At 34.3% G+C, this 25,965-nt stretch carries 20 protein-coding genes and 1 riboswitch; of the genes, 11 read left to right on the top strand and 9 right to left on the bottom strand.

The features are described from left to right. Positions 1-13: 13 nt before the first annotated feature. The 3 genes from AC5LWL_RS13430 to plsY all read right to left on the bottom strand — a co-directional run bounded on the left by AC5LWL_RS13430 (position 14) and on the right by plsY (position 3,468). The gene (locus AC5LWL_RS13430) at positions 14-1,156 is read right to left on the bottom strand and encodes a CapA family protein (protein ID WP_493434770.1); all 1,143 of its coding nucleotides are present in this window, start codon (positions 1,154-1,156) and stop codon (positions 14-16) included. Between the two features lie 268 nt (positions 1,157-1,424). After that, positions 1,425-2,522 (bottom strand): ATP-binding protein, encoded by a 1,098-nt coding sequence (locus tag AC5LWL_RS13425; protein WP_493434769.1) that lies wholly within the window; start codon positions 2,520-2,522, stop codon positions 1,425-1,427. A 358-nt stretch (positions 2,523-2,880) separates the two neighbouring features. Beyond that, on the bottom strand, positions 2,881-3,468 hold the full coding sequence (gene plsY, locus AC5LWL_RS13420) for a glycerol-3-phosphate 1-O-acyltransferase PlsY (RefSeq protein ID WP_493434768.1): 588 nt from the start codon (positions 3,466-3,468) through the stop codon (positions 2,881-2,883). Positions 3,469-3,747: 279 nt separating this feature from the next. Between plsY and AC5LWL_RS13415 the strand changes: the two genes are divergently transcribed. From AC5LWL_RS13415 to AC5LWL_RS13400, 4 genes are all read left to right on the top strand, one after another. Further along, positions 3,748-3,993, top strand: coding sequence for a type B 50S ribosomal protein L31 (locus AC5LWL_RS13415; protein WP_493434767.1), 246 nt, complete (start codon positions 3,748-3,750; stop codon positions 3,991-3,993). Between the two features lie 540 nt (positions 3,994-4,533). Further along, positions 4,534-5,964, top strand: a complete 1,431-nt coding sequence (locus AC5LWL_RS13410; RefSeq protein WP_493434766.1) for a phospholipase D family protein — start codon at positions 4,534-4,536, stop codon at positions 5,962-5,964. 150 nt (positions 5,965-6,114) lie between these two features. Further along, positions 6,115-6,585 carry a GNAT family N-acetyltransferase gene (locus AC5LWL_RS13405; protein WP_493434765.1) on the top strand — a complete coding sequence of 157 codons (471 nt, stop codon included), beginning with the start codon at positions 6,115-6,117 and terminating at the stop codon, positions 6,583-6,585. Between the two features lie 284 nt (positions 6,586-6,869). Next, positions 6,870-8,021: an acyl-CoA dehydrogenase family protein gene (locus AC5LWL_RS13400; RefSeq protein ID WP_493434764.1), complete on the top strand. Its 1,152-nt coding sequence runs from the start codon at positions 6,870-6,872 to the stop codon at positions 8,019-8,021. 877 nt (positions 8,022-8,898) lie between these two features. Here the strand turns inward: AC5LWL_RS13400 and AC5LWL_RS13395 are convergent. Then, positions 8,899-9,060 carry a hypothetical protein gene (locus tag AC5LWL_RS13395; protein ID WP_493434763.1) on the bottom strand — a complete coding sequence of 54 codons (162 nt, stop codon included), beginning with the start codon at positions 9,058-9,060 and terminating at the stop codon, positions 8,899-8,901. Positions 9,061-9,418: 358 nt separating this feature from the next. On the opposite strand from AC5LWL_RS13395, the gene AC5LWL_RS13390 reads away from it, so the two are divergent. From AC5LWL_RS13390 to AC5LWL_RS13375, 4 genes are all read left to right on the top strand, one after another. Beyond that, on the top strand, positions 9,419-9,703 hold the full coding sequence (locus AC5LWL_RS13390; protein ID WP_493436611.1) for a winged helix-turn-helix transcriptional regulator: 285 nt from the start codon (positions 9,419-9,421) through the stop codon (positions 9,701-9,703). 14 nt (positions 9,704-9,717) lie between these two features. Further along, positions 9,718-10,212 carry a GNAT family N-acetyltransferase gene (locus AC5LWL_RS13385; protein WP_493434762.1) on the top strand — a complete coding sequence of 165 codons (495 nt, stop codon included), beginning with the start codon at positions 9,718-9,720 and terminating at the stop codon, positions 10,210-10,212. A 102-nt stretch (positions 10,213-10,314) separates the two neighbouring features. After that, a complete protein-coding gene (locus tag AC5LWL_RS13380) occupies positions 10,315-11,016 on the top strand; it encodes an SGNH/GDSL hydrolase family protein (RefSeq protein WP_493434761.1) in 702 nt (233 codons plus the stop codon). Between the two features lie 216 nt (positions 11,017-11,232). Continuing rightward, positions 11,233-11,805: a hypothetical protein gene (locus AC5LWL_RS13375; RefSeq protein ID WP_493434760.1), complete on the top strand. Its 573-nt coding sequence runs from the start codon at positions 11,233-11,235 to the stop codon at positions 11,803-11,805. Positions 11,806-11,952: 147 nt separating this feature from the next. On the opposite strand, the gene AC5LWL_RS13370 is transcribed toward AC5LWL_RS13375, so the two are convergent. The 5 genes from AC5LWL_RS13370 to AC5LWL_RS13350 form a co-directional block, all read right to left on the bottom strand. Continuing rightward, positions 11,953-12,741, bottom strand: a complete 789-nt coding sequence (locus AC5LWL_RS13370; protein WP_493434759.1) for a GNAT family N-acetyltransferase — start codon at positions 12,739-12,741, stop codon at positions 11,953-11,955. A 147-nt stretch (positions 12,742-12,888) separates the two neighbouring features. After that, entirely contained in the window at positions 12,889-16,350 is a 3,462-nt protein-coding gene (gene metH / locus AC5LWL_RS13365; RefSeq protein ID WP_493434758.1) for a methionine synthase, read from the bottom strand. Further along, positions 16,325-18,190, bottom strand: a complete 1,866-nt coding sequence (locus tag AC5LWL_RS13360) for a bifunctional homocysteine S-methyltransferase/methylenetetrahydrofolate reductase (protein WP_493434757.1) — start codon at positions 18,188-18,190, stop codon at positions 16,325-16,327. Before AC5LWL_RS13360 ends, metH begins: the two co-directional genes overlap by 26 nt. Before the next feature lie 182 nt (positions 18,191-18,372). Then, positions 18,373-19,491, bottom strand: a complete 1,119-nt coding sequence (locus AC5LWL_RS13355) for a methionine biosynthesis PLP-dependent protein (RefSeq protein WP_493434756.1) — start codon at positions 19,489-19,491, stop codon at positions 18,373-18,375. A 206-nt stretch (positions 19,492-19,697) separates the two neighbouring features. Beyond that, positions 19,698-19,812: riboswitch (SAM riboswitch) on the bottom strand. Between the two features lie 177 nt (positions 19,813-19,989). Beyond that, positions 19,990-20,169, bottom strand: a complete 180-nt coding sequence (locus tag AC5LWL_RS13350; RefSeq protein WP_493434755.1) for an H-type small acid-soluble spore protein — start codon at positions 20,167-20,169, stop codon at positions 19,990-19,992. Between the two features lie 543 nt (positions 20,170-20,712). Between AC5LWL_RS13350 and AC5LWL_RS13345 the strand changes: the two genes are divergently transcribed. The 3 genes from AC5LWL_RS13345 (at position 20,713) to AC5LWL_RS13335 (ending at position 25,953) form a co-directional block, all read left to right on the top strand. Continuing rightward, entirely contained in the window at positions 20,713-21,393 is a 681-nt protein-coding gene (locus AC5LWL_RS13345; RefSeq protein WP_493434754.1) for a response regulator transcription factor, read from the top strand. Then, positions 21,390-22,781, top strand: coding sequence for a HAMP domain-containing sensor histidine kinase (locus AC5LWL_RS13340; protein WP_493434753.1), 1,392 nt, complete (start codon positions 21,390-21,392; stop codon positions 22,779-22,781). The genes AC5LWL_RS13345 and AC5LWL_RS13340 overlap by 4 nt, the downstream gene beginning before the upstream one ends. Positions 22,782-23,130: 349 nt before the next feature. Then, the gene (locus tag AC5LWL_RS13335; RefSeq protein WP_493434752.1) at positions 23,131-25,953 is read left to right on the top strand and encodes a 2-oxoglutarate dehydrogenase E1 component; all 2,823 of its coding nucleotides are present in this window, start codon (positions 23,131-23,133) and stop codon (positions 25,951-25,953) included. The last annotated feature ends 12 nt before the right edge of the window (positions 25,954-25,965 follow it).

The following is a 25,965-nucleotide window of genomic DNA, read 5'->3' as shown; positions in this document are numbered from 1 at the left end:
TGTATTACCTTAGTTAATCCAGTTTATGCATCATATGATCCATTGTTACTTTATACACACTAGATGCGTTTGAAAGACCATATTGATTTGCTTCATTTAGAGGCAGCAGCTGATAATCCTTTTCCTGATGACTGTAAGCATAAGTAGGGAAAAAACTTGGTTTTTCTAAATGGATCGTTGTTTCTCCATTGCTCTTTGTTTTTTTCACCTTAACCGTGGCAATACCACCAATATTACGATATGCTTCATCTTGCCCTGATAAAAAATTCCCTAAGGAATAGACAACGAGGGCTTTATCTCCTTGTTTATTTTTTAGCCATTCCATTGGCTGAAGCACATGGGGATGTCCTCCAAAGACAATATTAACTCCTTGATCTACTAAAAACTGAGCCAATTCTTTTTGTTCTTCATTTGGAAACCTTTCATATTCAATGCCCCAATGAATCCCCATTACAATCACATCTGCTCTCTTTTTGGCAGTAGCAATTTCCTTTTTCATTTTTTGTTTATCAATAAGATTTATCATATATTGTTTGTCTTTTGGAACCGTTATCCCATTAGTTCCGTATGTATAGGATAAAAAAGCAACTTTTATTTGGTTTTTTTCCAGTATTCTGATCGTTTGCTGATCTTTTTGACTTGTATAGGTACCTACATAAGGCAATTTGATTTTTCTTAAATAAGCCAAAGATTTCATTTGTGCATTCGTTCCCCGATCCAAAGCATGGTTATTTGCTGTTGTTACTATATCCACCCCTGCATCGACTAATGAATCAGCAATTTCATGGGGACTATTAAAAGAGGGATAGCCTGATAAACCAATGCTTTTGCCTGCAACAATTGTTTCTTGATTTGCAAGCAAGAAATCTGGTTCCTGCATTTGTTTTTTGACTTTTGCTAACATTGGTTTAAAATCATATTCATGTTGATTGTTAACAGCATCATTATATACACGATCATGGATAAGGATATCCCCAACGGCAGCAATAGAAATACTCTTCTCATATTTTTTGGCAGAGAGGCTAATAGATTTCGTCGGTTGATGGATAGTAGATTCTTCTGTATTTATTTCATTTTGCAATAAAGTACTTTTTAAAACAAAATATAATAATAAGATAAAAACAAAGCTGATAAATATAAATAGACGTTTTTTCATTTTTTACTCCTTGTGAAAATAATAAAGAAGAGCTTCCAGTACAATAAAAGGGAAACGCTTCTTTATAGCATAACAAAAATTAGTTGTTAATTCGACTTTATTTGCACAATGTACATATGGATGAGAATAAAACAGGCTAGGAGCCAAAAAATTACTTCTGGCTTCAAAGAGGTTTCCTCACTTATGACGAGTAGGTTCATAAACGAGGAAATAGGTGAGGTATTAAAAGCAATATCTTATATTATCTATGTTGGTTGATTCTTACCTTTTAAAATTTCATTGAATGCGGCAGTTCTACATAAAATGTAGTGCCTCTGTTTACTTTGCTTTTCGCAAATAATTTTCCGCCAAAATCTTCGATAATTTTTTTGCAGACGCTTAAACCTATACCGGTTCCTTCTCCCTTTGTAGTATAGAAAGGATTAAATAATTTTTCGATTCCTTCCTTGCTTATGCCGCAGCCGTTGTCGGATACAGTAATAAGTACGTTAGTTTGATCTAGCAATGTGCGGATTTTAATAATACCAGCATTTTTATTGGCACTTTCTTCAATCGCTTCAAATGCATTTTTGATAATATTGACTAAAACTTGTTTTAATTGTTTTTCATTAAAATAAACAAAAGGAAAATGATTAGTCAATTCTATTTTAATAGAAATATTTTTCATTGCGGATTCACTTTCAAATAATGTGCAAATATCTGAAATGAGTCTATTAATAGAAATATCTTCCCAATTATTTTCTTTTGGTTTAGAAGCATTTAAAAAGTCAAAAATAATGTCATTTGCGCGGTCAATTTCTTCTAAAGCAATTTCAGCATAACGTTCTTTTTTTATTTCTTTTAAATGTGGTTTAATCAGTTGGATAAATCCTTTGACAGTTGTTAAAGGGTTGCGAATTTCATGTGCAATACCTGCAGCCAGCTTCCCAATATTTTTGCTGTAGTCATTAGAAAGCGCCAGTTCTCTAAATGTATTAATTGTATGACGGAAAAAATTTTTTTGTTCATTCATATGGTGATGAAATTCAAATAATTGACTTTTTATTTGTTCTGATAATCTTTCTACTTCATGATCCTGTCTTTTTAATGGAAAACAAAATAAATGGAATAAATGATCTTCTTTCACTTTATAAATGCGATATAATGAAGTATTTTCAATAGGTAAATGAACGGCTAATTCCATCTCAGTAAGATCGCTTTCTAGAAAAAAATAGAATTCATCTACTTCTGAATGAAGGTACTCAGAAAAAGACGAAGTTTGCATAGGAAAGGAATTAGAAATTGATGTGTTGATAATTTTAAGCTCATGATTTATTAAAAAGTATGGAAAAGGAAGCTTTCCTACGGTATTCGTTAATAAGTTCATAAATGATACCATCCTTTAAAAATATAAGATTTTTTTCTTTCTATTAGGATTGCTTTGTCATCAAGTGATTGTTTTTTATAGATTCTATGACGAAAAAAATCAGGATATGTCATTTTTATAAAAAATTTGCGGATCATTACGGTACAATCATTTTCCAAGAAAGTGATAATGAGAAAGCTCGTATTGTTATTAATAAATTTATCATACAAAATATTCCTCTATTATTTCAATCTTTTCCTTATATTTCGCAAAAATTTCTTATTTTTACAGTGGCTTAAAAAGGAATAGAGTTAGTCAGTGGATGAAAAAAGGGTTGTCCCAATCATTTTTGAGACAACCCTTAAAAAAAATATAAGTTCTACAGCCATGTTATTTTCGGTTCTGTTTTGTTCAATATGCGTTTAATATTGGCTCTGTGTCTATAGACAACAAATATAGTTAGAATAGCTAATATGATAATTAGCAGCTTATCATCCCATAAGAAAATAGAATAAATGAATCCAAAAGCTCCTGCCATCATAGAAGATAAAGACACATATTTAGAAAGATATAATGTTATAAAAAATACCAACATAATAAATACAAACAGCAACGGCTCATGACCTAATAAAATACCAGCAGACGTGGCGACAGCTTTTCCACCTTTAAAGCTTGCAAAAATCGGGTACATATGTCCAATTACAGCAAAGACTCCAAAAATCAAAGGATTAACGGAAATATCATGAAACATAAAAGGAAGTAAAGTTGCCAATGTCCCTTTTAAAATATCGGAAATAGTAACAGCAAAACCTGCTTTTTTTCCAAGTGTTCGAAAGGTATTTGTCCCCCCTAAATTTCCACTTCCATGTTCTCGTATGTCGATGCCATAGAAAACTTTTCCTATTATTAAGCCAGAAGGAATCGACCCAATCAAATAGGCTAAAATAAATAATAATGCAATAGTCAAAACAAACTCTCCTTCATTCTATGTATTATGCTAGTTTCCCCAAAAAACTTAAGAACAATAAGCACTCTCTTAAAAAATGTCGAGAAAATGGAGAAAACTCCCGTAAAGGTACGACTAGTGGGACTAACGATTAGTGGGAATAAAAGAATGCCACCGTAACGGTTAGTTTCACCTTATTGTACCATGTATTTAGAAAATCTCCTCATTTTTTTCTGAAATAAAACAAAATTGTTGAAAAACGTAATCATTACGTTTAAAATGGTTATGAGGTGATAAAAAATGAAAGCAAATATCCATCCTGGCTACCATAAAGTAATATTTTTAGATACGGTCAGTGGCTTCTCTTTTTTAAGTGGATCAACAAAAAAATCATCAGAAACAATGAAGTGGAATGATGGGAAGGAATATCCAGTTATTAAAATGGAAGTAAGCTCAGATACACATCCATTTTACACTGGTCGTCAAAAATTCGGCGAAACAGGCGGACGTGCAGAGAAGTTTATGAAAAAATATAAAATGAAATAAATAGAAAAAAAGCAGCTGGACATAAGTATTCCAGCCGAAGATAAGCCCGAACCATGATACGAAGATGAAAAATTATTTCGTATCATGATTTGGGTTTTTTATTATGTAAAAAAGAAGGTTTGTGGCAATCACCCGCAGCCTGAATACACTTCGCTTTCCGTGAGGCTACGCTTGAGCCACGGAAAGCGAGCCGCTATTTAGAAAGACAATCTTTGCAAATAAACACCCTAAAAGACGAATCAACCACTCTTTTCTAATTGCTTTAAACCAAGCTATGACAATACAAGAAGAAAAATTTATAACTGCCAAGTTTGAATTATCTAATAAATCTATACGTGCTCATGCAATGATATAAACGGGGAATAGTAATAAAATAGCAAAAAGAAGTAAAAGGATATATGGGTAGAGAGAGTTATTTCTATAAGAAAGAAGAAAATAACATTCTTCTGAACGATGTTTCATTTTGTCTGTTTGGTTGAAAAAGAATAAGGGTATTGGTAAAAGATTTGAAGTTTGAAAGAAGTATTTGGGGGAACATACATGTCAAAAAAAAGAAAAAAAATAGCAGGAATCATTTTTATTTTGTTTGTCTCTATTTATACGAGCACTATTATTTATCATACAATGAAACCACTTCCGAAAGGACTTTCTTTTGAAGGGGACATTAGAAAAGTGGAAAGAGTTGAATTTTTACAAGATTTAACGTATAAAAATAAAAATGGAGACAGAGTACTTCATCAGGAAATAGTAACTAGTATATTGGCAGAAATTGAACGTGCAGAAGAATTTATCGTGATGGACATGTTTTTATTTAATAAAGATAATGATAAAGATCAACCGTATCCTGCAATTACGGAAACAATAACTAAAGCCTTGTTAAAAAAGAAAGAACAAAATCCTTCCATTAAAATTATCTTTATTACAGATAAAGTGAATACCGCCTACAGTTCTTATTTTCCTCCTGAATTTAAAAAAATGAAAGACAGTGGAATCGATATCATTATTACTGAACTGGATGTTCTACGGGATTCTAATCCATTGTATTCAAGTTTATGGCGGATGCTAATCCAATGGTTTGGTCAAACAGGGAAAGGAACATTGCCAAATATGCTGGCAGGAAGTGCTCCAGATGTGACGGTTCGTTCCTATTTAGAATTATTAAATGTGAAAGCAAACCATCGCAAAGTAGTCATTACAGATAATGCAGCGATTATATCCTCTGGCAATATTCATGATGCCAGTGGCTATCATTCGAATACCGCTTTTTTAGTGGAAGGAAAGATTATTGGCGACCTTTTGAAAAGTGAAAACAGTGTAAACAAATTTTCTGGCAATGTTGTCGCTTTTCCTTCCTATACGGATAAACAAGAGAATAAGAAAGAAGAGCGTGTTCAATTACTCACAGAAGGAAAGATAGCTCAGCATCTATTAACAGATATAAAAAACACAAAGGAAAATGATACTATTTGGATTGCTATGCTGTATTTAGCTGATAGAAAAGTGGTGAATGCCTTAAAAGAAGCAGCGGAACGAAATGTGAATATTCGGATAATTTTAGATCCTAATCAAAACGCATTTGGCAACAAAAAAGCGGGATTACCTAATGTACCGGTAGCTGCTGAACTCATGAGGCAGGGTAATCCACATTTACAAATCAAATGGTATAACACCGGAAAAGAACAATTTCATACAAAAATGATAATGATAGAAGGAGAGAAAGAAACAAGTATAATAAGTGGGTCAGCAAATTTCACAAGAAGAAATTTATATGATCTTAATTTGGAAACAGATATTAAAATTATTGGGTCACAGCAATCGCCAGTTATAAAAGATGTTAAGCGGTATTTTACCGATTTATGGGAAAATAACGGAGGTCAGTTTACAAAAGATTACGATACGGAGGATAAGCTTCCTGTTTTACGATATATAATTTACCGATTGCAACGTATTTTTTGGTTTACAACGTATTGATTATTGAATTATGATCAAAAGCAGATTTAATTGGAAATATTAGAGGGAAGTATGGCTTGTATAACGAACTATTTACAGTAAGAGATACAGATACTTGTATTATATCTATTTATAGGGTATAACGCGCATTTATGTTTGGAGGAGAAATACATGATTGTTCAACTACTAGAAGTAGCAGAAGAAAATAGATTAAAGTATATGCCATTCTTTTTAATGGCTGATGAATGCGAAGAAATAGTATTGCAATATATACATAAGGGGAGCTTGTTTACAATTTTGAATGAAAAAAATGATACAATTGGAATTATGCAAGTGCTTCTTATGGATGGCAGCTGTTTAGAAATAAAAAATTTTGCTATCCAGGAATCGTACAGGCATAAAGGGTATGGAAAACTAAGTATTGAACAAATTTTAAAAAAAGCAAAAGAAGAAGGGATGCAAAAAGTAATTGTAGGAACAGCAAATTCCAGTCTGGAAAATATATTATTTTATCAAAAATGTCAATTTCGGTTTTACAAAATAGTGAGAAATTATTTTTTACAGTATCCAAATAGCATTGTTGAGAATGGCATACTTGCTAAAGATATGGTTTACTTTGACTATTCCATCGAATCACAATAAAAATTACAGCTAACAGAAAAAGTAACCTAGATTTATAAATCTATTTTATGGATAATTGTTCTTTTTTAATAGTTTGTTTAGTAAAAATCATTGTAAAACCTAGTTGATTGGAGTCAAAGATGCGGGACATCTGCTTAAAGCATCTGGGCAGCTGTTGAGGTTCCGCAAGTCTTTTGGCCGAGGAAGCTACGAGAAAAGCCCTGCGGAAAGCGAGCATGCTGGTACGGAAATCAACTTACTTGTACAAAAACAGCTATTTTTAATTAAGAAAGGTAGAGGAAAGAATGAATGTAAATTTAGTAGAATTGTCATCATTAGATGAACGTTTAGAAGCAATAGCGACCGTAGCAGCACCATTTAAAGAAAGAGCTGCTGAAATAGACGAAAAAGGGCTATTTGTTTACGACAATATAGCAGATTTGCAAAATACTGGTTATACTGCCTTAACGATTCCTAAAAAATATGGTGGACAGGAAATTTCTGTTTATGAACTAGTAAGATTGCAAGAAAAAATCGCTCAATATGATGGTGCTACAGCCTTATCGATCGGTTGGCATATGGGGACTGCTAGAAATATGGAGGAGCGTCATTGGGATCCTAATTTATTAAAATCATTATATGATCGCCTTACTAATGGTGCGTTAATAAATGCAGCAGCATCTGAACCACAAACAGGCAGCCCAACAAGAGGAGGAAAACCACAAACAACGGCTGAAAAAAAAGGCGAAAATTGGGTTATTAATGGGCTTAAATCATTTACTACTATGTCGCCTGTGTTAGACTATTTTATTGTGTCAGCATCTATAAAAAATACAGAAGAGATTGGAAACTTTTTAATACCAAAAGAAACGAAAGGCATAAGAGTAGAAGAAACATGGGATAGCATCGCACTTAAAGGAACTGGCAGCAACCATGTTTATTTTGAAAACGTAATAATAGAAGAATCCTTTTATGTAGAAGATATCAAGAAAAATAAGAAAATAAATCCATGGTTATTACATATTCCAGCATGCTATCTTGGCATTGCAGGGGCAGCTCAAAAAGAAGCTGTATTATTTGCAAAAAAATATTCACCTAATAGTATTACAGGAACCATTAGTGATTTGCCAAATGTCCGCACGAAAATTGGTGAAATGGAGTTGAAAATGCAGCAAGCAAAACATTTCTTATATTCTGTAAGCAAAAAATCTGATGATGCAGACGAAGAGGAAAAAGAGTTTATGCTGCCAGAATTAAATGCAGTAAAATTATCAATAACCAATACGGCAATAGAAGTAGTAGATCTTGCAATGAGGATTGTTGGAGCTCAAAGCTTGTCTGCTAAAAATCCGCTCCAACGATTATATCGTGATGTGCGTGCAGGTTTACATAATCCCCCCATGGATGATATGACCATACAACTATTAGCTGTTCATTCATTAAATAGTTTTGATTGATTGCTTCATTTTGAGTATTGCCTCCACAGGATGTGAATGTTTTTAGTTGAGTTTCCTCTAGTTAGATACGTGCGAAGCGAAAGATAGGCAAACGATGAAATTCGATGTGTTATTTTTACCGAACTTTTAAATAATCTTTTTAAAGTAACTGGGACATAAGTATACCAGCCGAAGATAAACCCGAACCATGATACGAAGATGTAAAAATTATTCCGTATCATGTTTTGGGTTTTTTATTCATAATTATCCGCAGCTTGAATACACTTCGCTTTCCGCGGGGTGGGATCTGAGCCTCCTCGGCGTTGCCTTGCGGGGTCTCAGCCTTCCCACATTTCCCGCAGGAGTCTTCGCACCCTTCGTTACAAGCAACCTGTTTTAGAATAAGTTCTGGTCTTCGAATTTTATTACAAGGTAGGATTGCTAAACCATAGGAGTGTTTTTTTTGTTATTATTCAACATTGTTCTCCCGAAATGTGCACTTTTAGTCTATTTCTATAAGATGGTTGTTTTCACCAGTTCAACGACAGCAACTAATGGAGCAAAACGGCTTGGTTGGAGCGGATATGCGAGACTCCTGTGGGATCAGCGCGAGCCCCACGGAAAGCGAGCATCCTGAAACGAGAATATTGCCCCTATTTATAAGGAAAAATGTTTGCACAAAAACACCCAAAAGATTAATCAATCATCCTTTTCTAATTGCTCTAAACCAAGTTATAGCAATACATGAAGAAGAATTTATAACTGCGAAGTTTGAGTTAACTCTATTAAAAAACATAAATAACCAGTATAGAGAAGTAACCATTTACGTGCTAAATTAGAGCATGTTCGTCTTTACCTATTATCTATTTCGTTATGTCTTTAGCCTCTTATCATTATACTAAGCAGCTTTTGTCTCTTTTTTGAATTTGTTTTTGTAATAGATAAATAGTTTTTTTATGGTGGTTTCCCATTTAAATGGGCCATTAATAATGCGGTTGATTGTTAATACTACTAATTCTTCTATTAATAGTAGAAGTAAAAATCCGTATACTACGATCATTTTCCTTTACCCCCTTCTTCTTTTACTCTTGATGGTATTTCCTTTTATTCCACTTTTTAATTTATTTAAAACGAATAATGTAATATATGTAAAAAAAAAATTGATCAGAACCTATTTAGTTTATCAGTTGATGAAGAGAACAACTTCATGCAGGAAGCAAAGTATTTTTGTGATGATAAATTTACTAGCAGCAATGAATAAACGCAGATTTTCATTGATATTAAATAATCATTTATGTATAATCATCACATATTAAAATAATGGCAAGACTATTTAGTGAAGAGGTGTTTTCGTGGAAAATACACAGCAAAAAAAGGACAAAACAGCAAAAAATCTGTGTCCTAAATTTGAAGCTGCAATGAACCTGTTAGGGAAAAGATGGGTTGGTTTGGTTATTACACAATTGCTGTCTGGGAAAAAAAGATTTACAGATATAGAGAATTCTTTACCGATTAGTGGCCGGCTGCTTTCCGAAAGATTAAAAGAATTAGAGGAATTAGAGATTGTAGAAAGAAAGGTTTATCCAGAGGTTCCTGTAAGAATTGAATATATTTTAACCCAAAAGGGACAAGAGCTGGAAAAAGTAATACATTCTATTGCAGTATGGGCAGATAAATGGGGAGATAGCAAGAAAGGAATATAATGAGTAGAACAAAAATGAAGATTAGATTACGTCCACTTAGTTATTATCCCTCATTAAAGGAATCTGTGAAAATTAGAAAAGTTAGAGAAAATGATCTTACACCGCTAAGCACTCTTTTTTATCATGGCTATAAAGATAGTGTGGATTATCGGGATGAAACATTATGTATGTATCGTAAGGAAATAAAAGCGCTATTAAGAGGACTATATGGTCCTTTTTTATTTGACAGTTCGTATGTTTATTTGGATAAAAAGAAAATGCTGTCTGCTTCCTTAATTACATTGTATCAAAATATTCCTCTATTAATTTATGCGGTTACATTGCCGGAATATAAACGACAAGGTATATTCTCTCAGCTTCTTGCTCATAGTATGCACTCACTTTATAAAAAGGGCTATAAAGAACTCTATTTAGTTGTCACAAATGATAATTATGCTGCACATTATGTATATAAGAAGTTTGGTTTTCAAGAAACAACATTAGAATGGAAGGAAATTGTCAATAAATAGAAGGGAAATCAGATTTGTTCTGTTTACTGCATAATACTGGTATAATAAAAGGAATAAATAGTTAAATTATAAAAAACGAGATTTTTAAAAAGAAGGGGTAAAATGAAAATTGTTTGTTTTGGAGATAGTTTAACACGGGGAGTTTCCTTTATGAAGGGAAGGGTAAGAATTCTAAAGGATAATTATCCAGCCTTTTTACAAAAGTTTTTTTCCGCAAATAAAATAGAGGAAATGGAAATTATTAATAGAGGCGTATTTAATGACAATTCTGCTTTATTAGTGGAACGATTAAATAAAGATGTTATTTCTGAAAAACCAAATTATGTACTAATCGGAATTGGTGGGAATGATTGTAACTTTAAATGGGACGAGGTTGCCAAGTTCCCTGAGGAAAATCATGAACCAATTGTACCAATTGCTGATTATATTGATAATATAAAGAACATTATATTACAAGTGAAAGAATCGAATATCAAGCCCATTTTATTGACTCTGCCGCCATTAGATCCTGTTCGATATTATCAATTTATCGCAAGCAGATATGGGAATACGATAGGTCATTGGGTCAGCAGTTGCGGTGGGATTGAACACTGGCATGGTTTGTATAATCTACAATTAAAAAAGTTAATTCAGCAATTAAATATTCCGTCGATTGATGTTCGATCAGCACTGAAAAAGGCTGGTGAATGGACAGATTTTATAAGTGATGATGGAATTCATTTAAATTCCAATGGCTATCAAGAAATGAGTAAGATTATTTATCAAGAATTACTGTTACTAACCAATATAAAAGCACAGCAGTAAAGCACCATTTTTGAGAAAACAAATCATTACTGAAGAAAAGAGCAACTCCATAAAAAAAGGAGTTCCATCTTCCCTTTTTATGGAGTTTTTGTGAAAATGGATAAAGAACTTTCCCAATCCTATTATTCTATGAAATATAGGATTATTTTGATATATTAATGTATAAGGTATAAATAGATGAAGCTAGAAAAGATTGACGATGACGGGGGTTCTCTGATGAGCATGTATGAAAAGATATTAGACATATTAGAAAGAAAAGGGCCAGCAACTATTTCTTCTATTTATGATGAATTAAACAACGATTGTAGTGATGGTTTTAACGAAAATGCATATGTACAGCTTTCATCCATTAAATCAGCCATATCAAGAAAAAAAGATTTATTCCTTGTAGAAAACAATGTAGTTTCCATTCTTCCTGAAAAACAAATAACACAATTAGTAATTGAGTTTCAAGAGCAGACAAATAACTGGTATAAATTTATTATTGATTTTATACAAGAGACGTATATTTTTCAGGAATGGCATCGTGCTCCAAAACAAAAATCTTCATCTGGTGGAAATATAGTGATAGGGAACGATTTTTTATCCTTAAAAAAAGAAATCTATAAATTAAAAATATGGGATTTAACTTCAAATGAGCTAGATGAACCGTTAAATAAGTGGACAGTTACATTAAAAACAGTCGAAAAAGAATATAAAATAATAGGGATTGACGAAAAAGAAAAGAATTGGAAGAGAATAGAGAAGGTGATATCGCCTTTTATGGATATTACCTCCATTATTCGTTAAGTTTTCTGCTAATCTTCAATTAGAGGATTTCCTTTTTGTGCAAACAGTAGTTATAAGTAATAAGCCAAACATGGCAGGAAGCAAAGCCTGCCGTGTTTGGCTTATTTTTGCTAGAGGATCATTACATTAGGCTTCCAAATGTTTTTATTAACGGTACATTGTCCAGTTTCCTATATCAATAAACCCAAGTTTTTTATATAATTTTCCTGCTATGGGATTATCATAAAACAAGCAAACTGTTTGTTTTTCCTGTAGTAGTGTATCAACTAATAATGTGAGAAGACTGCTGGCCAATCCATGGTTGCGGGAATCAGGTCGAGTGCACACACCTACAATCATAGCGGAAAGGCTAGTTTCAGCAGTAGTAGATACACAGGCTATGATTTCTTGCTGTTGATTTTCGATATAATACGTTCTTCCGGTTTTAGTTTGTATAGCTTTTTTTAACATGTCATGACTATTGGGACTTAACTTAAATTCTTTAATGGTTTTTCGTAAGGAGATGATACGATCAACATCTTGAATGGCTGCTTCCTTAATGGTTTTATCGGAAGAAGGCAGAGAATCCATACTGCTGCATTCTGAAAAAAAAGTGACAGATTTGCTAGAAAGAATCAAACCAGGGATATGTTCAAATTGTTCTACTAGCTCTGACCTTCCTGATAATTTAACAGGCATTGTAGTAGATTGTAAGATACGAGCAAACCCGTGTACATCAAAACTGCTTGCTTCCTCTGCATAAAAAATAAAGCTGTCATAATATTGAAGAAGGACAGCTTTTAGGTTGTTGTTTTTCCATTCTCCCCAAAGTTTTTGAAAAGATGTCTCATATCCAAATGCCTCAATATCACCAAGAATAAAAAGATTGATAGACGGTTCCTTTTGTAAAAAAGACAGAACAATAGAATGATCTTTTGCTGTTAATTGATTAATCATGTTTATCCCTCTTTAAAGATGTAATTTTTGGAATATATCATACCATAAAAAACAGTATTAGACATAAAAATAAGGAAAAAATCCTATGTCGCAAAATAAAAAATAAACTTCTTTATTTGCGGACTAATAGGATTTTTTCCTGCGACATTATAATAATGGGCTTGTCAGAACATTAAAGTATCTAGCTTCTGGATGTGAAAACACCATCGCAGAAACAGATGCTTCTGGTTCCATCATACATTCTTCAGTTAAATGAATGCCAATATTGTCTGGGGCAATCAAATCAAATAATTTTCTTTGATCCTCCAACTCAGGGCAAGCAGGGTAGCCAAAGGAATAGCGTTGTCCTTGGTATTTAGCAGAAAAACGATCCTTCATCGTAAAATCAGTTGGATCAGGGAATCCCCAGCGATCTCTTATTTGACGGTGAATTAATTCTGCAAATCCCTCTGCAACCTCTAACCCAAGTGATTGAAGAGCATGAGATTCTAAAAACTTGCCGTCAGCTTTTAGTAATTCGGAAGCAGCTCTAATTTTATTGCCTGATGTTACAGCAAAAAATGCCACATAATCCATTATTCCACTTTCTACCGGTTTAACATAATCAGCAAGACATAAGAATGGTGCCTTTTCTTGTCTAGGAAAATCAAAAACTTGCAGTACATCTTTTTGATTTTCTGGATGATAGATAAGGACTTTATTCCCTTCAGACTGAGCAGGGAAGAACTGATAAACACCTTGTGGATTTATCCAATCATTTTTTTCTGCTTGCAGCAGGAGATTTTCTACCGTTTCATTAAGTTTGACGATTTTTTCATCTTTTTCTGCAAGAAGTCTGTCTATTTTTCCTTTTACGCCTAAATGATGGCCTAAAAGCATTTGTTTATTAATATATGGTTTTATATGTGCTAAAGAATAACTTGTTAATATATGTCTTTTTGTATCCTGTGGAATGAGAACAGGAACGTTTTGGTCAACAGTTTTGGTGATTTTAGTTGGCTTTTTAATTGTTTTTACAGCGACACTTGCTGCATTCGCCTTGATTTTTTCCAATCTCTCTTCATGCTCTTTTTTTAGCTGACCATGTTCAGCAGGATCTGATAATTGATTGGCAATAGACAAACCATTCATCGCATCTTTTGCATAAAGGACAATTCCGTTGTATTCATTTGAAATTTTTGTATCAGTAAACTTTCTTGATAAAGCAGCACCGCCTACTAAAATAGGAATGTCGATTCCTGCCTGCTTCATATCAGATGCTGTAATGACCATCTGCTGTGCAGATTTAACTAATAAACCTGATAGTCCGACCATGTCTGGTTTTTCTTTTTTGATTGCAGCAACAAGTTCAGCAGGAGGGACTTTAATCCCAAGGTCGACTACGTCAAAACCATTATTGCTTAATATGATATCTACTAAATTTTTGCCGATATCATGTACGTCTCCCTTAACGGTAGCTAAGATGATTTTTCCTTTCGTTGAACTTGTCTCGTTTTTTTCCATATGTGGTTCTAAGTGGGAAACGGCTGCTTTCATGACTTCAGCACTTTGCAACACTTCCGCTACAATTAATTGGTTATCATTAAATAGTTTGCCTACTTCTTTCATACCGTCCATTAGAGGACCGTTTATAATATCGAGGGGCGCGCTGTAATTAATTAAAGCAAGTTCTAAATCAGCTGCAAGACCTTCTTTTGTGCCTTCCACGATATAATATGCCAATCTTTCATCTAATGTCATATCAGGCAAGGTGTTTTTTTGTTCTTTTTTCTTTCCGCGATAAAAGTTAGTAAATTCTGCTAGAGATTTATCCGTTGTTTCAAATAATAATGTTTCGGCAAGCTGTACTTCGTCTTTGTTAATAGAAGCGAATCTTTCAAGCTTTTCTGTATTTACGATCGCATAATCCAAACCTGCTTGTGTACAATGATACAAAAAGACACTGTTTAGCACTTCTCTGCCGACAGGAGGCAGTCCAAAGGATACATTGCTTATACCGAGTATTGTTTGAACATCTGGGCAAGCTTCCTTAATTAACTTAATTCCTTCAACCGTAGCTTTAGCTGAACCAATATATTGTTCATCACCAGTACCCACAGGGAAAACAAGAGGGTCAAAAATGATGTCACTGCCTTTTAGATTATATTTTTTGGTTAATAAATCATAAGAACGTTTAGCAATTTCTAGTTTTTTCTCGGCGGTAACACCCATTCCTTTTTCATCAATCGTCCCGACTACTACTGCTGCTCCATATTGGTGGACAATCGGCAGGATTGCTTCAAATCGTTCTTCACCGTCTTCTAAGTTAATACTGTTAATGATAGCTTTCCCTTGAGAATAGGAGAGGGCTTTTTCAATAACTTTTTCATCGGTTGAGTCAATAACAAGAGGAACTTTTATTTTTTTTCCAACTTCATTCATAAATGATTCCATATCTTGAATTTCGTCTCTGTCCGGATCTGCTAAACAAATATCAATAACATGCGCTCCGCCTTTAACTTGTGCACGAGCAACTTCGGATGCTTCTTCATATTTTCCTTCACTAATAAGGCGCTTAAACTTTCTTGATCCAATAACATTTGTTCTTTCGCCGACCATTATCGGACGAAGGGTAGGATCATCGTAAATAAATGGTTCAATTCCTGAAACCATATGAACGTCTAATGTAGATGACTGCCTTGGCGCATACTCTTTCATTTTATCTGCCATTGCTTTTATATGGTCAGGAGTAGTTCCGCAGCATCCGCCTACAATATTAAGCCATCCTTCCTTCGCAAAACCAGCTAATTTCTCAGCAAGGGAGAGAGGGGTTTCATGGTATTGACCTTCTTCATCCGGCAAACCAGCATTTGGGTAACAGCTGACAGCGAACTGGGATAAGTTGGATAAAGAACGAATATGATCTTGCATAAATTCTGGGCCGGTAGCACAGTTTAAGCCAATTGCAATAGGATTCATATGTTCTACCGAGATATAAAATGCTTCAATCGGCTGGCCAGCAAGTGTTGTTCCCATTGGTTCAATGGTTCCTGATATCATTAAAGGGATTTCTATATTTGTTTTTGCAAAAGCATTTTTTATGCCAATAAAACCAGCCTTTACATTCAGCATGTCTTGGCTTGTCTCAAGCAATAGCAAATCTACTCCCCCGTCAATCAATCCTCTTGCTTGTTCTTCATAGGAAGAGATAAGCTCCTCAAAAGTAGTTCCGCCAGTTACACTTAGTGTTTTCGTTGTTGGTCCCATAGAGCCAGCAACATATCTTGGCCACTCAGCTGTTGAGAATTTGTCGACTGCTTCTTTTGCAATTTTAGCTGCCGCCACGTTATTTTCATATGCAGTATCGGCAAGCTTGTATTCATCTAGAACAATGCTCGTTGCGCCAAATGTATTTGTTTCAATAATATCGGCTCCTGCAGCTAAGTATTCTTCATGTATTCTTGCAATAACATCAGGGCGAGTGAAGTTTAAATTTTCATTACAGCCATCTAAATCCTCTCCACCAAAATCTTCAGCGGTTAAATCTGCTTGCTGTAGCATGGTCCCCATTGCACCGTCCATGATCAGGATTCGTTTTTTTAACTCATCCTTTAATGATGCTTTTCTCATCTGTTGTCCTCCTTAAGTGTGCAGTTAATTCATGTGTGTATAGTGCGAGTTCAACTGATAATTCATATCGTAAAAAAGGTGTTATCAAATAAATGCCATTAAAATATTGTGAGGCAACATCTATTAAAGATTTGGTTATTTTTATCCCTTCCTTGCATGCTTGAATAGGGTTGTCTTTATACGTATTCATCGTTTGTCGAATAGAATCAGCGATTTTGATGCCTGGTACTTCATTATGCAAGAATTCTGCATTATTGCTGCTGATTAATGGCATCAGCCCGACATAAATAGGTGCTTTAATATGTTTAGTCGCTTCATAAAGTTCGATTATTTTCTCCTCTGAATAAACAGGCTGTGTAATAAAATAATCAGCTCCAGCATCTATTTTCTTTTCTAAACGTTTTACTGCTTTGTCAACTTGGCGAACATTCGGGTTAAAAGCAGCTGCCACAGAAAAGTTTGTTTTCTCCCCTAAATTTTTCCCGGATAGTGACATTCCTTCGTTTAATTGTTTAATCATCGAAATTAAATCAAAGGAAGACATGTCGTATACTGATGATGCACCAGGAAAATCGCCAACTCTCGCTGGGTCGCCAGTGATAGCTAAAACATCCTGTAGACCAAGGGTATGAAGCCCCATTAAATGGGATTGAAGTCCAATTAGATTTCGGTCACGGCATGCAATATGCACTAAAGGACGAACACCGGTTTTGTTTTTTACTAAAGAACCAAGTGCGGTATTGCAAATTCTTGGAGAAGCTAAACTATTGTCTGCTAAAGTCAGGGCATCAATGCCTGCATCTTTTAACTTTTGTGCACCAGTAAAGAAACGTTCTGTATCTAATTTTCTTGGTGGATCAAGTTCTACTATAACAGAAGGTCTTTCTTTTACAATTTGTTCTAACGGTTTTGTTTCTCTTGTTTGTGATTCTGTGATAATTCGGTTGGTTGCTTTTTTCGTATTTATCACTTTTTCAGCAATAGGCTGAGAGTCTTTTAATGCATTAGAAAAGGCGCGAATATGTTCTGGTGTTGTACCACAGCATCCGCCTAATAAGCGAACACCTTGTTTACGAAACTCAAGCGCAGATTTTTGAAAGTATTCTGCGTTTTCTTTGTATTCGAATTTTCCGTCATTATAAGCCGGTAGACTGGCATTAGGATAGGCGGATAAATAAGCATGTTTTAATAACGGCACATTTTCTAATGATGCAATCATATGATGCGGTCCAAGTCGACAGTTTAAACCAACAATATCAGAACCCAATTCTTCCAGTTGGTGGAATGCGTCTGCAATGGACAGCTGATTTTGCAAAATACCAATTTCATGAACAGAAACTTGAGAGATAATCGGGATATCCGTTTCCTTTTTTGCGATAGAAAGAACTGTTTGCAACTCTTCTAAATCATAAAAAGTTTCAAGAAGAATCCCGTCAACTCCTTCTAATAAAAGGCAATAAAGCTGCTCGCGAAAACTTCTTTTTATTTCTTCCATCGTGATGGCTTGTGGTTTAATTCCTCTGTTTCCACCAATTGTTCCAAGAATAGAAGTATCTTCATTTGCTGCCTTTTTAGCAATGCGTACTGCTGCACTATTTATTTCTTTTACAGACTCTTCTAATCCGTAGCGCTGCAGCTTTAAATAGTTGGCTGCATATGTGTTTGTTTGAATTAGATTTGCACCAGCATCGATATATGCTCGGTGAATTTCTTCTATTTTATCACTGTGGGAAAGGTTTAGCTCTTCTTGACAGCTGTCTTTGCCGTAAGAATATAGAAGGGTGCCCATTGCTCCATCAGCAATTAATATTTCGTTTTTCATTTTTTTTAGAAAGGTCATTCTTTTACACCTCAAAATCTATATATAATGTAATGTTTCTTTTTTTATGCTTCTTCAAAATTTTCTGCATTTTAGTGAAGAAGCCATCATTGCATCTTCACTAAAATGCTTCAGGAAGAACAGAAGTGTTTTATCAAGCTTATAAAAAGCCAGCAAGTTCGAACATAGGAGTAGCAGTTTTGTTAATTGCTGCTTACTTTAACTCCCTTAGCTAAAGCGAATGCTTTGTCTAAATCCTTTATTAAATCTTCTGCATTTTCAATTCCTACTGAAAAACGTAATAACTTATTACAGACACCTGTAGCAATACGGATATCTTCTGGAATATCTGCGTGTGTTTGTGTAGCAGGGTACGTGATGAAGCTTTCAATTCCTCCTAAACTTTCTGCAAATGAAATTAACTTTAAATTTTGCAGGAAAGGATTAACTAATTCCTCCTCACTAATTCGGAAGGAAAGCATCCCGCCTCTGCCAGGATAAAGCACATCAAGAACGGTATCATGCTCTTTTAAATAAGAAACAAGTGTTTTTGCATTCTCCTCGTGTTTTGCCATTCTTAGGGAGAGTGTTTTCATACCGCGCATTAACAGCCATGAATCAAAGGGACTTAGGACTGCTCCAGCTGAATTATGGTGCATGGCAAGTTCATCACACAGTTCTGTGCCTTTTGCGACAATTAATCCAGCAAGCACATCATTATGGCCGCCTAAATACTTTGTTGCACTATGAATGACAATATCAGCTCCTAAGACAATAGGCTGTTGAATAAGTGGTGTATAAAAAGTATTATCAACAATCAATAAAATATTATTTTCCTTTGCCAAAGCTGCTGCGGCTGATATATCAGCTGTTTGCATTAAAGGATTTGTTGGTGTTTCAATAAACAATGCTTTTGTATTAGCAGTTATCTTTGTTTGGATTTCATCTATATCAGAAGTATCTACGTACGAACATCGAAGACCCCACTTTTTAAAGCCTTGTTCTAATAAACGATAAGTGCCACCATATAAGTCCTTGGAGATAATCCATTCATCCCCGCTTTGAAATAGAGCAAGAATGGTTTGAATTGCTGCCATACCAGAACTGCAAGCAAATCCCCGATCTCCTTCTTCCAGCTCGGCTATCGCATTTTCTAATATCTCTCTTGTCGGGTTGCCAGTTCGAGTATAGTCATAGCCGGTAGATTCTCCAATGCCAGTATGGCGGAATGCTGTTGAAAAGTAAACTGGTGGGTTTACTGTTCCTGTAATATTCTCGCTTCTATTTCCAATTTGAGCTAATTTTGTTTCTATTCCGTACATGAAAAACACTCCTTCATCAATGCTGCTCGTTTTCTTATTCTCAACATTTGATTTCATTTTTTATTGATTACAATTATAATTCTGATCATAGAGAGGAAAGGAAAAGATATACCTGCATTCAAAAATGGCTCGAAATCGCATTTTTTTAAATAAAAAAGTCCTCTTCCTTAAGTTAAGAAGAAGACTTGTGTTTTAAAAGGCCATTCTCCTTATCTCTCAAGTTTTTTATAAAACTTGATGGAATTAGCACCTTTTCAGTTCGTATAACTGAAGGTTGCTGAGGTGTCTACGGGCCATTCCCTCTACCTCTCTTGATAAGAAATTATCTATGTAATTTTCTATAAATTTACTATATATTTTTAAAAATAGCAATATTATTTTTATATAACTTTGTATTCTGTTCTATTAATACACCAGTTAAAGAATAATTTAAGCTAAAAGTTCTATCTATAGAAAAGTAGAATGGCGGCTAACTATAAAATAAAACTAGTACAACTATTATTCCTCAATTAATTGGTAAACATCTACATCCATTTCCTGATCTGGATTTATTTTTGTATAGATTGTCGCTGTTTTTGATTTTTCATCAACATTTTGAATAATTATACTCTCCCCTTGAAAGCTGACTTCTATCATATCTCCGGAGTTCATAATCTCAATCGCTCTTCCAGTGTTCATTTTTTTCTCCTTATAAAGTAGTATTGTGTTTTTTAAAAAGAGTTTTAGAAATAACAAATCTTCCTATACCTATATAATCCGTAAAAAGGAAAGATTTTATCCATGCAAAAAAGGTTCTCATTTTTTTTTAATCTTCTTTTCATTTGTTTTTCCCGTAAAGGGAGTAGCTTAAAGAAAGACAATGCAATCTAAACATTTTTTGTTTATAGTGCAACTCTTTTTTACCGGACTTTTTGAACAATTTCTTAAATACTAGGGGTAGTATTTAGTAATTGGTGTTGTACAGCAAAAAGAGAATAAAACGGAATGCCTTAAAATGCAAAGTACTATTAGGGGATGGTACTGGTGTCAGGAAATTTAGGTGAACAAAGGGGATGGTAGAAAATGTTGATGATTTTACGTTCTGTTGTCATTAGTTTTTTCTCTATAACAGCAGTTTCTTTAATAGGGTATCAAATGGTTGCGATTACCCATGCTATAATGAATATATGTTTAAAAAAATGACAGTAAATAATCTTATATTTTAAGATGTGAGTGTGAAAAATGAAACGAATTTTAATAATTGAAGACGAAAAAAATTTAGCAAGATTTATTGAATTAGAACTAGTATATGAAGGGTATGAAGCAAGCGTTTGTTCAGATGGAAGAACTGGTTTAAATAAAGCGATGACAGAAAGTTGGGATGTTATCCTGTTAGATTTAATGCTTCCTGAATTAAACGGTATAGAAGTATGCAGAAGAATTAGACAAGTGAAGGAAACGCCAATTCTTATGATTACAGCAAGAGATAGTGTATTGGATAAAGTTTCTGGTCTTGATAGTGGAGCAGATGATTATTTAGTAAAGCCATTTGCGATTGAAGAATTGTTGGCACGCCTAAGGGCTTTGTTTAGGAGAGTAGATACAATAAGCTCTGAACCTCCAAAAATGACTGTCCTTGTTTATAAGGATATCACTTTAGAAGTGGAGTCGCATATTGCCAAAAAAGGAGATCAGATTCTTGCTCTTACGAAACGGGAATATGATTTATTGAGTATGTTTATGAGTAATATAAATATTGTGCTTACAAGAGAAGTATTGTTGAATAAAATTTGGGGATATGAAACAGAAGTAGAAACAAATGTTATTGATGTTTATGTTCGTTATTTACGTAATAAACTAGATTCGACAGGAAATGAAATATATATAGAAACAGTTCGCGGAATAGGGTATGTGATGAGATGAATCTGTTTAAAAAAATATCCCATTTGCCATGGAAATGGAAATTGACAGTATGGTTGTCAACAAGTATTTTTTTAACATATAGCGTTTTTACATTTTTTGAATACCATACTGTCTCTTCCTGGTTAATGAAACAAGAAGAAATTTCGGTAAAGCAAACGATGAATGAGGTATTAAAGAACTTTCATTCAGCTTCTGGATCACTTTCTAAAGAAAAGATTCGTTCTGGTTTTCTGTTTGTTGAGAAAATAAACACAAAAAATCAGCTTATTCGTGTTATCGATCAAAAAGGTAATGTAGTTATCGCTCAACAAAATGGAGAGTTTCCTATAACAGAACCGAATATAATGCTAGGTAATAAGGAAATCAGTTATGTCACAATAGGAAAACAAAAATCATTGGTATATAGCCAAAACATCAAAGGTGAAAATTTTTCGGGAAAAGTAGAAATTATCCGATTGCTGGATTCGTATGATTTAGTAAGAAAACATTTAGCTTTTGCTATGATGTTATTTGCTGTAGCAACGATTCTTATTAGTGCAGCTATCGGTTATTTTCTAGCTTCTAAACTATTAAAGCCATTAAATATTATTACAAAAACAATGAATAAGATTAAAAGCGCTGGTTTTAAAGAAAGAATTCCTGTATATGCACAAAAAGATGAAATATCTGAGCTTTCGACGATATTTAATGAAATGATGGATCGAATTGATGGTTCATTTCACCAGCAAAAGCAATTTATTGAAGATGCTTCACATGAGCTGCGCACTCCTATCTCTATATTAGAAGGACATTTATCGATGCTAAATCGTTGGGGAAAAAATAATCCTGAAATTTTAGAAGAGTCTTTGCAAGCGTCTGTAGAAGAGGTAGCCAAGTTGAAAAAGTTAGTACTTTCCTTGTTGAATTTATCAAAACTTGATCATAATCGGACAGGCAGCATGATTTTACCTGAAAAAGTAGAAGAGATGATTTGCCATACCGTGAAAGATTTTCATATGCTGCATGAAGACTTTAGGTTTATTGAAAAGATAGAATCGAATAATTTATTTGGAGTGACAGAGCAGCATTTTCAACAAATTCTTACAATACTATTGGATAATGCCATAAAATACTCGACAGTTAATAAAGAAATAACGATTGAAACAGTAGAGCGTGATAAACAGTTTGTATTAATGATTTCAGATAATGGTATAGGAATACCGAAACAAGAATTAACCAAAGTGTTTGATCGATTTTATCGGGTCGATAAAGCAAGAAGCAGAGAGCAGGGTGGTTCTGGGCTGGGACTTGCTATAGCGAAGAAAATAGTTGAATACTATGATGGAGAAATAGGAATTGAAAGCAAAGAAGGAATCGGTACAAAAGTAAGTGTACTATTCCCAGTTTGACGACTATTTTTTCAAAAGATAAGAAACACTCTGGTGACTCAGCTAGAGTGCTTCTTATTTAACATTCTGTAGGTGAATAAATAGGTGATTCTTTATTTCTCGTAATTGGACATTCATTTAGGGGGTGCTGCATATTCATTTAGTACATAACAGTGTGGATAAAAATATCTACTCATATGAATTAAACACTTTTTTTACTATTAATAAGTATAAAACTTTTGTAGCGTGTAAATATGCATGATAAAATAAAAAATGTAAACGTTTTATTTTTGGAATTACCACAAAGTTAGTGTAAATTAGAGGGTATTAGGGAATAAGAAATGAATCTAATAGTGGTGGAGGGAATTTCATGGGAAAGCAAAATAATGGTATGGACTTAAGCCAACCCAAATTTTACGGGCCAAACCTTGCGCTTGCAATAGAACTATACGAAATGTATGTAGAAAACCCTGATTCTGTGGATGAGGAGATGCGTCTTCATTTTGATCAGTGGGGTGCTCCTTCTGAAACGCAAGAGTCATCGACTTCATCAAGCAATCTGGTTAATCACCTTCAAATGGAGAAAATTATTGCTGCAGTAACATTAGTTAATAAAATAAGAGCTTATGGTCACTTAGCAGCAGATATTTATCCATTAAAGGATCATGAAAGAGAGTATGAGATCTTTGAGCTTTCACGTTATCAGTTATCAAAAGCAGATTTAGACAATATTTCTGCCACATTAATATGTCCCGACGCACCACCTAATATAAAAACTGGCTATGAAGCCATAAATTATTTAAAAGAAGTTTACTCTAATACGATTGCATTTGAATTTTATCATGTCAATGATCTTAATGAGAAAAACTGGCTGCAGAAAAAAGTAGAATCTGGCAGTCTTCAATCCGATTGTGGTACACATTTAAAGAAAAAATTATTTAAAAGACTAATAGAAGTAGAAGAATTTGAGAATTTCTTACATAAGACATATGTTGGACAAAAGCGTTTCTCCATTGAAGGTCTAGATACAATGGTGCCAATGCTAGATGAAATCATTTCGCAGTCTGTTGTTAATGGAGCCAAAAGCATCAATATTGGAATGGCTCATCGCGGGAGGTTAAATGTATTAGCGCATGTTCTAGAAAAACCGTATGAAATGATTTTTTCTGAATTTCAGCACGCACCGAACAAAAAGCTTGTCCCATCAGAAGGCTCCATAGGGATTAGCTTTGGATGGACAGGAGATGTTAAATATCATTTAGGCTTAAATCGCCAAATAAAAAGCAGCAGTACATCAAAAGTTCGCTTGTCTCTTGCGAATAATCCGAGTCATTTAGAATTTGTAGGTGCTGTTGTGGAAGGTTTTACAAGAGCTTCCCAAGATGATCGTAGTTCTGTTGGCTTTCCAGTTGAAAATTCCAATTCTTCACAAGCAATATTGATACATGGAGATGCTGCATTTCCTGGACAGGGAATTGTAGCAGAAACATTGAATTTAACAGGATTAAAAGGATATCGGACTGGCGGAACCATTCATATTATTGCAAATAATACAATTGGTTTTACTACTGAATCAATGGATTCCCGTTCTACAAGATATGCAAGTGATCTAGCAAAAGGCTTTGAAATTCCAATTATACATGTGAATGCAGATGACCCTGAAGCGTGTTTAAAAGCTGCATTATTAGCTTGTGAATATCGAGCAACATTTAAAAAGGATTTTTTAATTGATTTGGTTGGCTATAGACGATATGGTCATAATGAAATGGATGAGCCGATGACGACTAATCCTTTAATGTATAAATTGATCCAAGCGCATCCAACCGTAACAAAAAGATACCAGCAGAAGCTGCAAATGGAAGCAGTTTTAACAGAACAAGAAGCAAAGACGATAAAAGAGGAAGTACTAGCAAAACTTCAAAAGGCTTATGAATTAGTACCAAAGAAAAAAGAGGAAGCGACGATTACGAATCCGCCTAATTCGGTAGAGAAAGTGCTCCCAATCATACAAACGGCAGTGCCTTTAGAAAAATTAAAACAAATAAACAAGGAATTGCTGCATTTTCCGGCACCATTTCAAATTTTTGAAAAGCTGGGAAAAATTCTAAACAGAAGAGAAGATGCACTAGAAGGAAACGGGAAGATTGACTGGGGGTTAGCTGAAACATTAGCGTTTGCTAGTATTTTACAAGATGGCACGCCAATCCGTTTATCGGGTCAAGATTCACAAAGAGGTACTTTTGCACAGCGAAATATTATTTTGCATGATCATGTTACAGGAACTTCTTATTCGCCCCTGCACACTTTATCATCAGCGAAAGCATCCTTTGCTGTACATAACAGTCCGCTTTCAGAAGGGTCTGTATTAGGGTTTGAATATGGTTATAATGTATTTGCTCCTGAAACATTAGTTTTATGGGAAGCTCAATATGGAGATTTTGCCAATGCTGCACAAGTAATATTTGATCAGTTTATTGCAGCAGGAAGAGCAAAATGGGGACAAAAATCAGGATTAGTAATACTGCTGCCACATGGGTATGAAGGGCAAGGTCCAGAGCATTCCAGCGGCCGTTTGGAGAGGTTTTTAATATTAGCTTCGGAAAATAACTGGACAGTAGCTAATCTATCGAGCTCTGCACAATATTTTCATATATTGCGCCGCCAAGCTGCCATTTTAAACAAAGAAGAAGTTAGACCACTTATTATTATGACACCAAAAAGCCTTCTCAGAAATGCAGAGGTAGCATCAAATGGGTTAGAATTAAGTGAAGGCATCTTCCAATCTGTTATCGAAGAAAAAAACTTGGGTAAAAACGTGAATGCTGTGAAACGAATCCTATTAGCGACAGGTAAAATGGCGATTGATTTGCATCAAGCAATAAAAGAGCAGCCTATTATGGAAGAAATTCATATTGTAAGGGTAGAGGAAATATATCCTTTTCCGGAGAATAATTTAAGAGCTATTTTTTCTCGGTATCCGAATGCAAAAGAAGTTGCTTGGGTGCAGGAAGAACCGATGAATATGGGAGCATGGAGTTTTCTGGAGCCACGAATAAAAAAAATTGTACCTGATTCTATTTCCATAAATTATATTGGCAGACGAAGAAGGTCTAGTCCAGCTGAAGGAGATCCAAATGTGCATCGTAAAGACCAAGCAAGGATTATTAAAGAAGCATTAACATGGAATGAATAGAGGGGGATGTTA

The organism is Niallia sp. WK069_GA_01, from assembly GCF_983173855.1.
This window is presented reverse-complemented; position numbering and strand designations above follow the sequence as displayed.